11 protein-coding genes are annotated in these 14,493 nt (G+C 74.1%); 7 read left to right on the top strand and 4 right to left on the bottom strand.

Annotation, left to right across the window (positions count from 1 at the left end; genetic code table 11):
* The first annotated feature begins 251 nt into the window (after window positions 1–251).
* From ACIBFB_RS07090 to ACIBFB_RS07060, 7 genes are all read left to right on the top strand, one after another.
* Window positions 252–866, top strand: coding sequence for a hypothetical protein (locus tag ACIBFB_RS07090; RefSeq protein WP_397227169.1), 615 nt, complete (start codon window positions 252–254; stop codon window positions 864–866).
* Window positions 863–2,332 carry an NlpC/P60 family protein gene (locus ACIBFB_RS07085; RefSeq protein ID WP_397227166.1) on the top strand — a complete coding sequence of 490 codons (1,470 nt, stop codon included), beginning with the start codon at window positions 863–865 and terminating at the stop codon, window positions 2,330–2,332. The genes ACIBFB_RS07090 and ACIBFB_RS07085 overlap by 4 nt, the downstream gene beginning before the upstream one ends.
* Before the next feature lie 45 nt (window positions 2,333–2,377).
* On the top strand, window positions 2,378–2,872 hold the full coding sequence (locus tag ACIBFB_RS07080) for a hypothetical protein (RefSeq protein ID WP_397227164.1): 495 nt from the start codon (window positions 2,378–2,380) through the stop codon (window positions 2,870–2,872).
* Window positions 2,873–3,116: 244 nt separating this feature from the next.
* Entirely contained in the window at window positions 3,117–4,076 is a 960-nt protein-coding gene (locus ACIBFB_RS07075) for an AAA family ATPase (RefSeq protein WP_397227520.1), read from the top strand.
* Window positions 4,076–5,203, top strand: a complete 1,128-nt coding sequence (locus ACIBFB_RS07070; protein ID WP_397227162.1) for a DUF58 domain-containing protein — start codon at window positions 4,076–4,078, stop codon at window positions 5,201–5,203. Before ACIBFB_RS07075 ends, ACIBFB_RS07070 begins: the two co-directional genes overlap by 1 nt.
* The gene (locus ACIBFB_RS07065; RefSeq protein ID WP_397227160.1) at window positions 5,191–7,476 is read left to right on the top strand and encodes a DUF3488 and transglutaminase-like domain-containing protein; all 2,286 of its coding nucleotides are present in this window, start codon (window positions 5,191–5,193) and stop codon (window positions 7,474–7,476) included. The genes ACIBFB_RS07070 and ACIBFB_RS07065 overlap by 13 nt, the downstream gene beginning before the upstream one ends.
* A 91-nt stretch (window positions 7,477–7,567) precedes the next feature.
* Window positions 7,568–9,583, top strand: coding sequence for a protein kinase (locus ACIBFB_RS07060; RefSeq protein WP_397227158.1), 2,016 nt, complete (start codon window positions 7,568–7,570; stop codon window positions 9,581–9,583).
* A 9-nt stretch (window positions 9,584–9,592) separates the two neighbouring features.
* Here ACIBFB_RS07060 and ACIBFB_RS07055 read toward each other — a convergent pair whose 3' ends face one another.
* The 4 genes from ACIBFB_RS07055 to ACIBFB_RS07040 all read right to left on the bottom strand — a co-directional run bounded on the left by ACIBFB_RS07055 (window position 9,593) and on the right by ACIBFB_RS07040 (window position 14,486).
* Window positions 9,593–10,090, bottom strand: coding sequence for a spore-associated protein (locus ACIBFB_RS07055; protein ID WP_397227156.1), 498 nt, complete (start codon window positions 10,088–10,090; stop codon window positions 9,593–9,595).
* A complete protein-coding gene (locus ACIBFB_RS07050) occupies window positions 10,090–12,348 on the bottom strand; it encodes a fibronectin type III domain-containing protein (protein WP_397227154.1) in 2,259 nt (752 codons plus the stop codon). The genes ACIBFB_RS07055 and ACIBFB_RS07050 overlap by 1 nt, the downstream gene beginning before the upstream one ends.
* 384 nt (window positions 12,349–12,732) lie before the next feature.
* Window positions 12,733–13,524 (bottom strand): ABC transporter permease, encoded by a 792-nt coding sequence (locus ACIBFB_RS07045; RefSeq protein WP_397227152.1) that lies wholly within the window; start codon window positions 13,522–13,524, stop codon window positions 12,733–12,735.
* On the bottom strand, window positions 13,521–14,486 hold the full coding sequence (locus ACIBFB_RS07040) for an ATP-binding cassette domain-containing protein (RefSeq protein ID WP_397227150.1): 966 nt from the start codon (window positions 14,484–14,486) through the stop codon (window positions 13,521–13,523). Before ACIBFB_RS07040 ends, ACIBFB_RS07045 begins: the two co-directional genes overlap by 4 nt.
* Window positions 14,487–14,493: the final 7 nt, after the last annotated feature.

Raw genomic sequence — 14,493 nt, 5'->3', positions numbered from 1 at the left:
GTTCGATCGGCTCTGCTGAGTGATGAGCCGTGGTCAACGCGGTGGACTCCTCCCGTCAACCCTGCCAGCTCGTGTCCGTCGGGTGAACGGCGCGCGCGTACCTTTGATCAAACCGTTAAGAATGATCGCTCATCGTAACGGTTTCGGCTTTCCATACCACTTGCATTTCGGATTCTTCGCAGGTAGGGATGGTGCGTTCGTGTCCGCATTCTCGACGAGTGGGTGCCCATGATCAGAGTGGTGGGTCCGGCATGAGCGACTTCGCCGGGGGTTCGCGGGAGAAGACGATCGTGTTCGGGATCGTCGCGGTCCTGGTCGCCGCCCTCGTCTTCCTGGGCTTCCAGCTTCTGCCGGGGTCGGACGACGAGGGATCCGCGTCCGACTCCGGGACGGCCGCGGACGAGAACGCTTCGGCGACCGGGGGCGGAAGCGTCGACGACGTCATGTCGCTGCTGCCCCACTCGGAAGCCGACCTCGCGACCGGCGCCGAGGCCGCACGGCAGTTCATCGAGGCCTATGGCGAGGTCGACCCGGACGAGAGCGACGAGCAGCGTCTCGACCGCCTCTCCCCGATGGTCTCGGAGGAGTTCTTCGGCGCGCTGGAATACGAGATCCTCGGCACCCCGAACAGCGGGAGCGATCAGAATCCGCAGCGGACCAGTGCGTCGGCGACGGTCACCGGGATCCGCAACATCGGAACCGAGTCGGTCATCTTCGAGGTGGAGGTGCGGTTCCTGACGGACACCGGGGACGACGGTGGCAACGCACCCCTGTCGTACGCGGTCACCATGGTCCCCGAAGGCGGTGGATGGGTGGTCTACGCCTTCCAGGACGCCGCCCTCGGAAACCTGGCGGAGGAGGCGTGAGGGGGGCCGTCACCCGCCTGTGGGGCCGGGTCCTCGCATTCCTCCTGCCCCCCCGGGGCCGTGGCGGGGACCTGGGAGCCGCGGCCGCGCGCGTGGGCGGCGGCGCCACGGGACTCGCGGTCATGGCGGGCATCGCCTTCGTCTCGACCATGTGCGGACCGGGCGGCGCCACGGCGAGCGGCTTCACCTCGGCGGAGAGCGCGTCGTCGGGCGGTGTCGTCCAGGCGTCCCTGTCGACGTCGGCGAACAGGACGGTCATCACCATCAGCTCGCACGGGGAGCGGGGCTCGTCCCAGAAGACCGTCCGCGTGGACATCCCCGAGAACATCCTGCGGGCTCACCGAACCGCCGCCGAGGCCTACGGGCTGCCGTGGGAGATCGTCGCCGCGGTCGGCGCGATCGAGACCCAGAACGGCCAGTACGTCTCCTCGGATCCGAACTGGCACTCCGGTCTGGTCGAGGGGCAGCGCAACCCCTACGGCGCGGCCGGGATCGTCCAGTTCGGTGTGCTGGACCCGGAGACCGGACGAGCGGGCGGCCGTCTGGGCAGCGCGGGCAACGCCTGGGGCGGGATGCCGAAGGAGCCGGTCTCAGCACGGGACTACCACTACGAGGTGGGCGAGATGCCCGGCAACCCGCGCTACTTCGGCATCGACGGCAACGACGACGGCATGGTCAACGTCTGGGACCCGTGGGACAACATCGCGTCCGGGGCGTTCCGGCTCGCCTACTACGCCAACCAGGCCGAGCAGCGCGGCTCCGCCGCCGTCTGCGGGAGCGGGCGGGGGGATCTGACCCCGATCGAGTGCACGATCTTCATGCACAACCGCGCCAGATGGTACGTCGACCAGGTGCTGGAGGTGGCCGAGTACTACAGCGGCTCCGGCATCGCCCCGACGTCGCCGTCACTCAACATCCAGACCGTCTCCGCGTCCGACTCGGACCAGGACTGCCCCCCGGGCGGTGGCGGCGTCGACCAGGCCGCCTTCCTGGGCAACGCGGGCGAGGGCCACCGGGCGGCGGTGCAGACCGCGCGGAGCAAGATCGGGCTCCCCTACGTGTGGGGCGGCACAGGCCCAGACGGCTACGACTGCTCGGGCCTCACACAGGCCGCGTGGAGAGCGGCGGGGGTGGAGATCCCCCGGGTCTCACAGACACAATGGAACCCCCGACATCCCGACTACAGGGGTGGGACGGCCCGACGCGTCCTCGACGGAACTCTGGACGTCTCCGCCCTGCAACCCGGCGACCTCCTCTTCTTCCACACCAACCCGAACCAGTCGAGTCCGTCGCACGTCGGAATGTACGCGGGCGGAGGCATGATGGTGCACGCCGCGAACTCGCGGAAGCCGATCGAGGAGGTACCGCTCGACACCCAGTACTACCGCTCCAACTTCGTCGGCGCCGTGCGGATCACTCCGGACTCCTCCGACGGCGGTGGCGGAGGCGACACCTTCGACGCGTGACGGGCCTCCCGCACTCGCCGAAGCACGACTGAAAGGACGTTCACCATGGCTCTTCCTCTCGCCGCTCTCGCACTCCCCGTGCTGGGCACCGCGGCCCGCGCCGCCGCTCCGCACGTGGGCCGCTTCCTGATGCAGAGGGCGATCGTGCCCGCGGGCCGCTGGATCGGCCAGAGGGGCGCCTCGTGGCTCGCGACGCACGGCGGAAGGGCCGCGCCGTGGATCATGGGCCGCGTCGGCGGAAAGAAGGGCATCGCCCTCGCCGTCGCCTTCACCGGGCTCAAGCGCGGAGCCGTGCTCGGGCTCAAGGGCGCGGCATTCGCCCTCAAGCTCGGGGCCAAGGGGCTCGGAGCACTCGGCGGCGCGCTTCCCGGCGGCGGCCTGGCCTCGACCCTCGTCGGAGCGGCGGGCGCCGCGCTCGGGAACGCGGCGGGCCTGCTCGGCGCTCTGGCCTCGGCGTTCGAGCAAGGAGCGTCCGGGCAGAGTTACGGGATGGGCAGTTCGCTCACACCGCACCAACAGAAGTTCAGGTTGGCGGCGTAGGGCCGGGTGTTCCGGCGGGGGCGCTCCTGCGGGGCGCCCCCCCCTGGCCCCGGGCCTTCCCCAGCTCACGGCGATCGCGGTACCCTCACCCCGGTGAGCGCCCTCGCGCGCGCTCCCGACGCCCTCCTCCCCGCGGGAGTCGACGGCGCCTCCTCCTCATCACCACCCTTCGCGGAAAGACCCACCCTCTGTGAACACCCCTGCTCTCCCGGCTCAGACCACACCGGTGACGGCGGACGAGGCCGTGCTCCTCGCGGACGAGTTCGACGGCATGGTCTCCTCCGTCGGGTCGGCGGTCCTCGGCAAGACCGACGTCGTGCGCCTGGCCCTCGTCGCCATGCTCTCCCAGGGCCACGTCCTGCTGGAGGACGTCCCCGGCACCGGCAAGACCACGCTCGCCCGGGCCATCGCCGCCAGCGTGGACGGCACGTGGCGCCGGATCCAGTTCACCCCCGACCTGCTGCCCTCCGACGTCACCGGGGTCACGGTCTTCAACCAGGCCACGCGCGAGTTCGAGTTCCATCCCGGCCCGGTCTTCGCCAACGTCGTCGTCGCCGACGAGATCAACCGGGCCTCGCCCAAGACCCAGTCGGCGCTGCTGGAGGTCATGGAGGAGAGCACGGTCACCGTGGACGGCAGCGCCTACGCGGTGCCCTCGCCCTTCCTGGTGGTGGCGACCCAGAACCCCGTGGAGATGTCGGGCACCTACCGGCTGCCCGAGGCCCAGCTCGACCGGTTCCTCATGCGGCTGTCCCTGGGCTACGCCGACACCGCCTCCGAACTCGCGATCATCCGGGGCGACCGGCTGACCGCGCCCGGCGACCTCAAGCCCACCTGCGACGCCGAGCGGATGGCCTGGATGCGCGAGGCCGCCGGGCGCGTGCACGTCCACGACGCGATCTACGAGTACGTCCTGCGCGTCGCGCACGCCACCCGCACGGACCCGGCGCTGAGCGTGGGCCTGTCCACCCGGTCGACGGTGGCCATGGCGCACGTGATGCGGATGCTCGCGCTCACCTCGGGCCGCCCCCACGTCGAGCCCGAGGACGTCAAGCTCCTCGCCCAGCCGGTGTGGGCGCACCGCCTCGTGCTGTCGCCGGAGGCCTCGGTCGGCGGCCGCACCGGCGCCGACGTCCTGGCGGAGATCCTGCGGGAGACCCCGGCGCCCTCGCCGCGGGACTCGGGAGCACCGGCGGGCCACTGATGCCGACGACTCGGGGATGGCTCGTCGTCGGGGTGGGGGTCCTCCTGCTGGGCGTCGGGGTGGTCTCGCAGTACCAGGAGGTCGCGCTGCTCGGCGGTGTGGCGGTGACCGTGGTGGTGCTCGCGGTGCTGGTGGTCGGGCGTCCCGCCGCCGTGCACGTGCGGCGTTCGGTCCCCGTCACCCGGACCTCGCCGGGCACGGCCGTGCGCGTCTCGCTCCACGCGAGGAACACCGGCCGACGGGCGCTGCGGATCACGGAGCGCGTGCGCGCCGCCGACGGCGAGCGGCCGGTTCGGCTGCGCCCCCTGGCCGGGCGCGCGTCGGCCGACGCGGAGTACCGGATCGCGGCCTCGCGCAGAGGGGTGGTCGAACTCGGCCCTCTCCGGTCCGGGCGCTCCGACCCGCTCGGTCTGGCCTCCGCGCGCCGCGACTACGGAGAGGCCGACCGCCTGTGGGTCCACCCGCGCTGGGAGTACCTGCGCGCGGTCCCCATCGGCCGCGTGGCCGACCCCGACGGCGCGGCCGACGGCTCGCCCGCGGGAACGCTGACCTTCCACGCCCTGAGGGACTACGTCCGGGGCGACGACCTCCGCCACGTCCACTGGCGCAGCTCCGCGCGGCTGGACAAGCTCGTCGTGCGCGAGTACATCGACACCTCCAGGACGCGGGTGTGCGTCATCGTCGACGACCGGCCCACGCCCGGCGGCGAGGAGCGCTTGGACGAGGTCACCGGCGCCGCCGCCTCCGTCCTGGCCACCGGCGTCCGCTCGTCGCTGCACTGCGAACTCCGCCTGGCCAGCGGCGGGGCCAGGGAGAGCACGGGCGGTCTGCCCCCGCTGCTCGACCTGCTCGCCGAGGCGCGGGCGACCCCCGCGGCCGACCTGAACGCCGCCCTGACCCTGGCCCGAGCGCGCCCCGCCGGGGACACCGCGATCCTGGTCAGCGGCGCGCTCGACGGCGCGGACCTGCGGTCCTTCGCGCGGCTCGCCGACCGTTACGCGGGCCTGGTCGCGGTCGTCGTCGGCGGTGGGGAACGCCCCGCCGCTCCCGCCGACGTCACCCTGCTCACCGCCGGCGACGCGGCCGGGTTCGCCGACCGCTGGAACGAGGCGCCATGGTCACGGTGACTCCGCCGCGGGCTCCGGGGGAGACGCGGCGCACGGCCGGGCCCGCCGCGGACTCCGTGCGAGGACCGGCCCCGGAGGGCGGTGTCCGACCGCTCGCCGTGCTGGGACTGTTCCTGGCCTCGGCCGCGGGCGGCGTGGTGATCGCCCCCGGATACGCGGTGCCCGCGAACGTCTACGCGGTGGTGGCCTCCAGCGCCCTGCTCGGTGTCGTGGCGACCCTGCTGCTGCGGCGGCGCGTGTCGGCCTCCCTCGGCCTCCTGGCCGGGTTGCCGCTGCCGCTCACCGCCGTGGTGGCGTGCGCGGTGTGGCTGCCGGGTGACGGAACCGGGGTGTGGCGTGCGGCCGGGGAGGCGGTCCTGCACTCGGGTGCGCGGATCCTCACGAGCACGGCGCCCACCCCGGCGAACGTGGACACCCTGACGCTGCCGCTCCTGGCCACCTGGCTCGCCGCCGCCGCCTCCGCCCTCGCCTGGTGCGGACGCCGCCGGGCGCTCGCCCTGCTGCCGGGTCTGCTGCTGCTGGTCGGGGCCGCCGTGCTCAACGGGCCCGTCGCGCCGCCCGGGTTCCTCGCGATCGGCATGCTCACGGTCGCCGCCGCCGTCGTCATGTCGGCCCCTCGGGAGGGGGACGACCGGAGCCCCTCGTCGGATCCGTCGGGGCTGACCATCGAGGTCGACACTCCCGGCGAGACGTCCCCCGGACAGTGGGCGCGGGCGGCGGTCACGGGAGCCGTCGCGACGCTGACGGCCGCCGCCGCGGTGTTCGGAGGCCCGCTCCTCCTCGCCGGATGGGACGCCGAACCCGGCGATCCGCGCGAGGCGCTGACCCCGCCCATGGCTCCGGAGGCGGCGCTCAATCCGCTCGGCTACCTCTCCGGTTGGGCGGCCGACGCCGACGAACCGCTGCTCACGGTCACCTCCGACGACCCGGTGAGCCTGCGGTGGGCGACCATGTCCGACTTCACCGGCACCACCTGGCTGCCCGAGGCGGGCTACCGTGCCGCGGGCCAGGCGCTCCCCGAACCCGTGCCGCCGCTGCCCCACGCCACCGAGACGGGTGTGGAGATCGCGGTGGGGGAGGACCTGCCGGGCAGTTGGGTGCCGGTCGTCGGCGCCCCCCGCAGCATCGACCTGCCGTCGCCGGGGTACGACGCGTCCACGGGCACCGTGGTGAACATGGACGGCCCGGTCGCCGGAACCACGTACCAGGTCGTCGGCGAGGTCCCCGGTTGGCGGGGGGACGAGCTGGCGAGGGCTACCACGCCCGTGGGAGGGGTCTTCGACGCCTACCGGGAGCTCCCGGAGGGCGCGCCGCCGGTCCTCAACGAGGTGGTCGCCGCCGTCGCCAGCGAGGGGGCGCCCTACCAGCGCGCCACCGCCCTGGCGGAGTACGTGCGGGAGTCGCACACCTTCGACCCCGAGACCCCCGGCGGTCACGGGTACGCGAACGTCGCCGCGGTCCTGGCCAGCCCCGGGGAGCCCGGGGGCGGAGGCACCTCGGAGCAGTTCGCGAGCGCCTTCGCCATGCTGGCCCGGGCCGCCGGACTGCCCAGCCGCGTCGCCGTCGGCTTCGGTCCGGGATCGGACGAGGGCCGCGGCACGCACACGGTACGCACGGGGGACGCCGTCGCCTGGGGCGAGGTCTACTTCGAGGGCGTCGGATGGGTGCCGTTCTCGGTCACGCCCGGCGAGGAGGGCGCGGACGCCTCGGAGGAGGCGGCCCGGGACACGTCCGAGCCGGAGGAGGCCGAGACCGCGGAGGACCAGGAGGCCGCGCGGGACGAGCCCTCCGACGCGTCCGAGGCCGACGACGAGGAGGCGCCGGCCCCGTGGTGGGTGGCGGCCGCGATCGCGGGCGGCCTGCTCGGAGCCGTGCTCGCCGTTCCGGGGCTGCGGCTGCTCCGCGGGCGGCGCCGCCTGCGGTCCGGCACCCCCGAGCGCCGCGTCCTCGGGGCGTGGCGGGAGCTGCGCGACGCCCTGCGCCTGTGCTCGGTCACCCCGCCGCCGGGGAACACGGTCAGCGACACGCTGGCCCTCGTCACGGACCTGCTCCCCGCGCACGCCCGGGGGTGGGCCGAGGTGGACCTCGGGTGGCTCGGCCGCGCGGTCAACCGCGTCGCGTTCGCTCCCGGCGTCGCCATTCCCGAGGCGCAGGCGTCGTCCATCGCGGAGGGCGTCCGGCGCCAGACGCGGGCACTCCGCCTCAGCCGGGGCCGTGCGCGGGCGCTCACCTGGTGGTTCGACCCCCGCCCGCTGTTGTGGCGGGATCGGTGAGTCGCCGCCGGGGCCGTGCGCCGGGGTCCGTGACCGATGAGATGAGAAGGGAAGGGGCCTCGTGAGCGGTGGGCCGCGCGGAGGCAGTCTGGTGCCGGGATTCCACTCCTTGGAGGTCCTGCACCGCGGCTCGGCCTCGACCGTGTACCGGGGGATGCCGGACGGCGGTGACCAGCCGGTCGCCCTCAAGGTGATGCGCGACGCGGACGGGGCGACCGAGGTCGCGCGGCTGCGCGAGCTGTCCGGCCTTCCGGGCGTGGTCCCGGTGGTCGGCGACGGGCACACGACCTCGGGACGGCCCTTCGTCGCCATGGCGTGTGCCGACGGCGGCGACTACGGTGCGGCCCTGCGCCGCCGTTCCCCGTTGCCGGTCGACGAGGTCGTGGGCGTGGGCCTGGCCGTCGCCGAGGCGCTGGGGGCCGTCCACGCCCTGGGTCTGCTGCACCACGGGGTGGAACCGGGCAACCTGCTGCTGTCGGACGAGGGCGCCGTGCTCGCCGACGCCGGTGCCGTCCTGCCCGTCGACGCCGTTCCGCCCGCGGCGGGACTCGACGTGCACGCCGTCCGGTACGCGCCGCCGGAGGCGCTGCGGGGCGAGCCGCACTCGGCGGCCTCCGACGTCTACCGGCTGGCGGTCACGCTGTGGACGCTGCTGGCCGGGCACGCGCCCTTCGACGACCCGGCGTCGAACGACCCGTTCGGGTACCGGGAGCGCGTGCTCGGCGAGGCTCCGCCGCGGATCGCGCGCGAGGACGTGCCCGCCGCTCTGGAGGCGGTCCTGGGCCGGGCCCTGGCCAAGGAGCCGTCCGAGCGCTTCGCCAGCGCCGCCGGGTTCGCCGAGGCGCTGGCCGAGGCGGTCGCTCCCGGCGCCCCCGACGTCGGGCTCGACGTGCCCGAGGAAGCGGCATCGAGGTCTCCTGCCGGGGAGGACGGTGCGGTCGGTGGGCCTGAACCGGAGGTGCCACCCGAGCCCGACGCTGACGCGGGGGCCGAGGGGGCGGTCGACACCACCGTCGGGCTGGAGGAGCCCGCGTGGTGGGACACGATCCAGGAGTCTTCGGAACCGGCCGGAGACGACGCCCCGGCGGTGGAGGCCGCGCCGGTGCCTCCGGTCGGGGACGCCGGTACCGCCGACGAGCCTGGGGCCGATGGGGCGGTCAGCGTCACCGAGGCGCCAGAGGAACCCGCGTGGTGGGAGTCGGATCAGGGGTCCTCGGAGCGAGCCGGAGACGACGACCGAGCGGTTGGGGAGGCCGCGCCGTCGTCTCTCGCCGGGGAGCCCGGTACCGCCGACGAGCCTGGGGTCCGCGCGTGGTGGGACACCGGCGCGGGCTCGCGCGAGGCGGGCGGAGGGGACGACCCCGACACCGTCTCAGTGGTGAACCGCGGTGAGGACGGGTCCTCCGACGGTCACCCGACGACCGGTGTGCGCGAGGGCGGTCACGCCCCCCGACCCTCCCCGCCGCCGGACCGCGCACCCGAACCGGCGCCCTCCGACGACCCCTGGGCCGGGCTGGACGTCTGGTCGGGTCCTCCGCCGAGACGGGAGCCCCCGCCTCCGCCCTCGCCCGGGTTCCGGAACCCCGCCGAAGCCGGGCCTCCCGCCCCGCCCGCCGGGTGGACGCCTCCGGAGACGCGTGTGCGGGCCACCCCGATGCCGAGCCGGCGGTGGCCCCTCTACGCCGCCGTCGCGGGCGCGGTCCTCGTGCTCGCCGCCGTGGCGGTGGGCGTCGTGGTCGTCGTGCGGTCCGGCGCGGACCCGGGGCCGTCCGCGGCCGATCCCTCCGCCTCGCCCTCCGACGACGCGTCGGACGCGCCGCGGGCGAACGTGGTCGCCGAGGCGGCGCCCACCGGTGTCGAACTGGAGGACTCCGGCGCCACGGTCGTGCTGACCTGGGAGGACAACACCGGGGGAGAGGCGGCGCACCACGTGGTCGGAGGACCGCTCGGCAGCGTCCCCGCCTCGCTCGCCGCCGTGGTGCCCGGGGAGACCGAGGCCGCGGTGGACGGGCTCGACGCCGACGGGGACTACTGCTTCACCGTCATCGCCGTCGTCAGCGTGGACGAGGTCGCCTACGCCGACGAGGTGTGCACCGCCCGCGGCTGAGCCGCCGCGTCAGGAGCCGCAGTTGGTCCCGATCAGGGCCGTGGACTGGTCGCCCACGGCTCCCGTGGTGTCCACGCAGATGCCCCGCGCCGAGACGTAGACGGGCCCGGCGTACTGGCCGAACTGGCCGCTGTTCCACTGCGCCGTGCCGTTGTTGCCGGTCTGCCGCAGGCCCACGTCCATGTACGTGGTGCCCACGCCCGCGTTGATGGTCACCGCGCAGTTGTAGCCGGTGGTGTTGTTGTAGAAGAGGTAGAGGGTGCCCCCGCCGCCCGGGATCGCCGCGCTGTTGACCTGGCCGTATGTCCCGGACCCCGCGTCCGGTCTGCGGCCGTCGCCGCCGTTGCACACCGTGGCCGGGTCGGCCGCCTGGACAACGGTCGCCGAGGTCATGACCAGGGCGGACACCGCCACGGCGACCGCGCCGACCGCGCTCGTCCAGGCGCGTCTGCGGGACTTCCTCGGTGCCACGGCCGCCTCCTCGCGGGTGTCGTGTGTCGTCGGCATCAGCTGAACTCCCGTACGCAGGCGCTGGGACTGGACGCGGAACCGTCGCTCTCGGTGCCGTCGGCGCCGATCGCCCGCACGGTGAAGGCGTAGCAGCGTCCGCCGCCCCGGGTGAACGTGTGCGAGGTGCCCGTGACGGTGACCGCGCTCAGGTTCGCGCCTCCGCCGCCCGCGGGCGTGATCCGGTACTGGGTCGCGTTCTCCGCCGCGGTCCAGGTGACCGTGACCTGGTTGCCGTTGACGGAGTGGCTGACGTTGCTCGGGTTGCCGACGGTCAGCGCGCTCATCGCGAGCGGGGCGCTGGTGGCCGACCCGCCGGCGACACCGCCCTCACCCCGGGCGGTGACGGTGAAGGTGTAGGTCTGTCCCGGCGTCAGTCCGGTGATCTCCACCGAGGTGCCCGCTGAGGTCCGGTCGCTGGGCGCGGCCCCGCCACCGGTGTTGGCGGTGGTGATCAGGTAGTCCGTGGCGTTGTCGGCGGCCTGCCAGGTGACGGTCGCCGAGTCGTTGCCGGACGCCTGCGCGGTGACGTCGGCGGGGTCGCCGGGCGTGGCCGAGTTCGGGGTGACCTCCGTGGTCTGCGCGGCCGGGCCGGTGCCGAACTCGTTGGTCGCCGTCACCCGGAAGCGGTAGGCGGTGCCGTTGGTCAGACTGTCGATCCGAGCTTCCAACTCCGACCCGGGCACGGTGGTCGATCCGCCCGCCCAGGTGATCGAGTACCTGTCGACCGGCGCGTCCGGCGAGTAGGCCTCGGGCCAGCTCAGGGTCACCGAACCGTCCCCGGACGTGGCGGTGACGGGTGCCGGGGCGCCCGGCGGCACGCCGGGGTCGGGCTCGGCCTCCTCGTCCTCCCGAGGGGCCTCGGTCTCCCGGGGGTCGGGAGCGGGCGTCTCCGGTCTGGTGGGCGTCTCCGGCCTGGTGGGCGTCTCCGGGGCGGGCGCCTGGGGAGCCTCGGGGGCGTCGGGCGTCTCGGTGACGGGCGTCTCGGGGCGGGGGACGTCCGGCGCGGGCGGCGTGACGTCGCCCGGCAGGGGATCCCGGGGAGCGGTCTCCTCCTCGTTCTTGTCCTCGTCACCCGTGCCGGGCGGCCGGGCGGTCTTGTCGATGACGGTGGCCTGTCCCTCGGGGTCGACGACCGCCGCGACCCCGGAGTCGGGCGCGTTGATGTACAGGTTCCCCTCGCGGGTCTCCAGCTCCAGGGGCCCCTCGGCTCCGGCCAGGCTGATCGGGTTGAGCTCCTGCCCGGCGGAGTCGAAGGCGCGCACGGTGGCCTCGTCCTCGTAGGGGACGTAGAGGCGGCCCTCGTGGGGGACCGCGACGCCGCCGCCCCCGCGGCCGGTGGAGAAGCTCTGGATCCGGCCCGCTCCGCCCGGGTCCTCCACGGTGACGATCTCGCCCGACGCGGGCAGCGTCACGGCGGCCAGGTCGCCGCGGGTGCGCTCCGGAAGCTCGGCTCCCTCCAGGGGGACCGGCGAGGTGAGGACCCGGGGCTCGCCGCGGCCGTTGACGGCCACCATGTTCACGCCGGTCCGGTCGACCGCGAGCACGCCGCTGTCGAGGACCGTGACGGCGAGGTCGGCGCCCGGGTCGGCCACCGACACGGTCTGCTCGATGGTGGCCTCCCCGTCCTGGACCGCGACGCCGACGACCGTTCCCTGGGTGGGCACGCCGAGCCAGAGGGTGTCGGAGTCGTCGAAGGCGCCGCCCGCCAGCGGGGCCGGGATCCTCAGCAGGGGACCCGTGGGCTGCAGGGTCGCGGGGTCGACCGCCCTGATCTCGCCGCCCTCGTGGTCGACGACCACGGCGGCCTCCTCGCCGAGCGTCAGGCTGAAGTCCCCGCCGGCGCCCAGGTCGAGCACGCCGGAGAAGCCCATCTCCCGCAGGTCCACCGAGGTCACCCGGCCGGTGACGGGGTCGAACAGGAGCAGGTAGTCGTCGTTCTGCGTGACCCGGACCCGGCTCCCCGAGGACTCGGGCAGCGCGGCGACGAGGTCGATCTGCGCGTTGTTGCCGTTGACGCGGACGGCCTCCCCGAGGGGACTGCTCCAGAGCCACACGGCGCCGTCGGACATCTCGTCCGCGCGTCCCATGGCCCCCGCGCCGAAGACGGTGCTGAGGAGGGCGGCGCCCAGCACCGAGACCAGCAGTCCCGGGGAGCTGGCCTTGGCGCGGCGCCCGAGCGCCGCGATCGCGCGGCGCGGGGAACGGCGGCGAGGGGGAGTGGGATCCGACACGGGGGCGGTGGGCTGGTCCACCATTCTTGGCTCCCTTGGGCGAGTGGCTCGTTCAGGGCCGTCAACGGAGAGGACACTCTCAGCGCCTCGCGACGCGCCGGCGGGGGCAGGGGCCGGAGGGGGGCAGGGGCTTGAGTTGTCTACCAGGGTTCGGACACGTGCGTCAATACGTGTTCTGAGGACCCGAAAGTGCCGAGTGCGCGGGCCTGGCGGGTTCGTGTATAGGACTCCTGGAATCTCCAGCCGGTTCACGCGAACCCTGTGCACTTATGAGGCGTGACGTCACCTACACCACCGCCGACGACGGCACCGTGACGATCACCCGTCTGGTGGAGCGGCACCGCATGAGCGGTTCCGGCGCCCCGCCCCGGTCGGCGTCCGCGGACCGGGGCGGCACCGCCTCCGCGCCTAGGCCGACGGGTCGCGGTCGTAGAGCTTCCTGGCCCAGAGGTAGGAGACCAGGGCGATGCCGGCGCACCAGGCGACCGCGGCGATCCAGCTGTCGCCGATCCCGGTCCCCGTCAGCAGTCCGCGCAGGGTGTCGATGACGGGTGTGAACGGCTGGAACTCGGCGAACCAGCGCAGGCCGGTCGGCAGCGTCTCGGTCGGCACGAAGCCGCTGCCCAGGAAGGGCAGGAACACCAGGGGCATGGGCAGGTTGCTGGCCGACTCGACGGTCTTGGCGACGAGGCCGAGCGCCACCGACAGCCAGGTGAGGGCGAAGGACACCAGCGCCAGCAGGCCGACCGTCGCCAGCCACTCCGCCGGGCCCGCGCTGGGCCGGAATCCGATGAGCAGGGCGACCGCGACGACCAGGCCCGCGCACAGCATCGCCTGGACCAGGCTCCCGACGACATGCCCGGTCAGGACCGAGACCCGGGCGATGGCCATGGTGCGGAACCGGGCGACGATGCCCTCGGTCATGTCCATGGCCACCGAGATGGCCGTCCCCTGGGCCGCGCTCGTCACCGCGATCAGGACGGTGCCGGGCACGATGTAGGCGAGGTAGTCGGCGCGGCTGGCGGCGGCGCCGTCCGTTCCGGGGCCCATGGCGCCCCCGAAGACGTACACGAACAACAGGAGGAAGAAGATCGGCATCCCGGCCAGGAGCAGCGTCATGGACGGGTAGCGCAGCATGTGGCGGAGCTGGCGGGCCACCATCGTGGCCGAGTCGCCGACGGTGTGGGCGAGGGCGGTCATCGGTGTGCCTTCCGTGCGTGGTCGTCCGTGCTCCGGTGGCCCGTGAGCGCGAGAAAGACGTCGTCGAGGGCCGGGGTGTGCACCGACAGCTCCTCGGGGGTGATCGACGCGGAGTCGAGGCGGTCCAGGAGTTCGCGCAGCGAGGCGACCCCGTCCCCGCCGGGTACGTCCAGTGCCAGCGCGTCGGGGTCGGCCTCGCCGCCCAGGGCCTGGGCCGCAGACTCCAGCGCGTGGGCCTCGGCGAAGCGCAGGCGGACGTGTCCGCCGGGGATCCGGCGCTTGAGTTCGGCGGCGGTGCCCTCGGCCACGATCGTGCCCTGGTCCAGGACCGCGATCCGGTCGGCGAGCTGGTCGGCCTCCTCCAGGTACTGCGTGGTGAGGAAGACCGTGACGCCGTCGGCCACGAGTTCGCGGATGATCTGCCACATGTCCCGGCGGCTGCGCGGGTCCAGGCCGGTGGTCGGCTCGTCCAGGAAGATCAGCCGCGGCCCGCCCACCAGGGTCATGGCCAGGTCGAGCCTGCGGCGCATGCCCCCGGAGTAGGTGGAGGCGGGCTTGGCGGCCGCGTCGACCAGGTCGAACAGCTCCAGCAGCTCGTCGGTCCGGCGGCGGGCGCGGGCCCGGCCCTGGCGGTTCAGCCTCGCCATGAGCATCAGGTTCTCCCGCCCGGTGAGCAGGCCGTCCACCGCCGAGTACTGCCCGGTGACGCCGATCGCGGCGCGCACCGCGTCGGGTTCCTCCGCCACGTCGTGCCCGAGGACCCGGGCACGGCCGTCGTCGGCGCCGATCAGGGTGGAGAGGATCTTGACGACGGTGGTCTTGCCCGCGCCGTTCGGGCCGAGGAGCGCGAAGACCGTTCCGGCGGGGATGTCCAGGTCGACACCGTCCAACACGGTGTGGTCCCCGTAGGACTTGCGCAGTCCCGTGACCGTCACGGCCGCGCGGGGGGTGGGCTGGGTCATGTCTGCC

Source organism: Nocardiopsis sp. NPDC050513, from assembly GCF_044457925.1.
Classification (GTDB): domain Bacteria; phylum Actinomycetota; class Actinomycetes; order Streptosporangiales; family Streptosporangiaceae; genus Nocardiopsis.
Note: the sequence above shows the minus strand (reverse complement) of the source record. Positions and strands in the feature narration are given on the sequence as shown.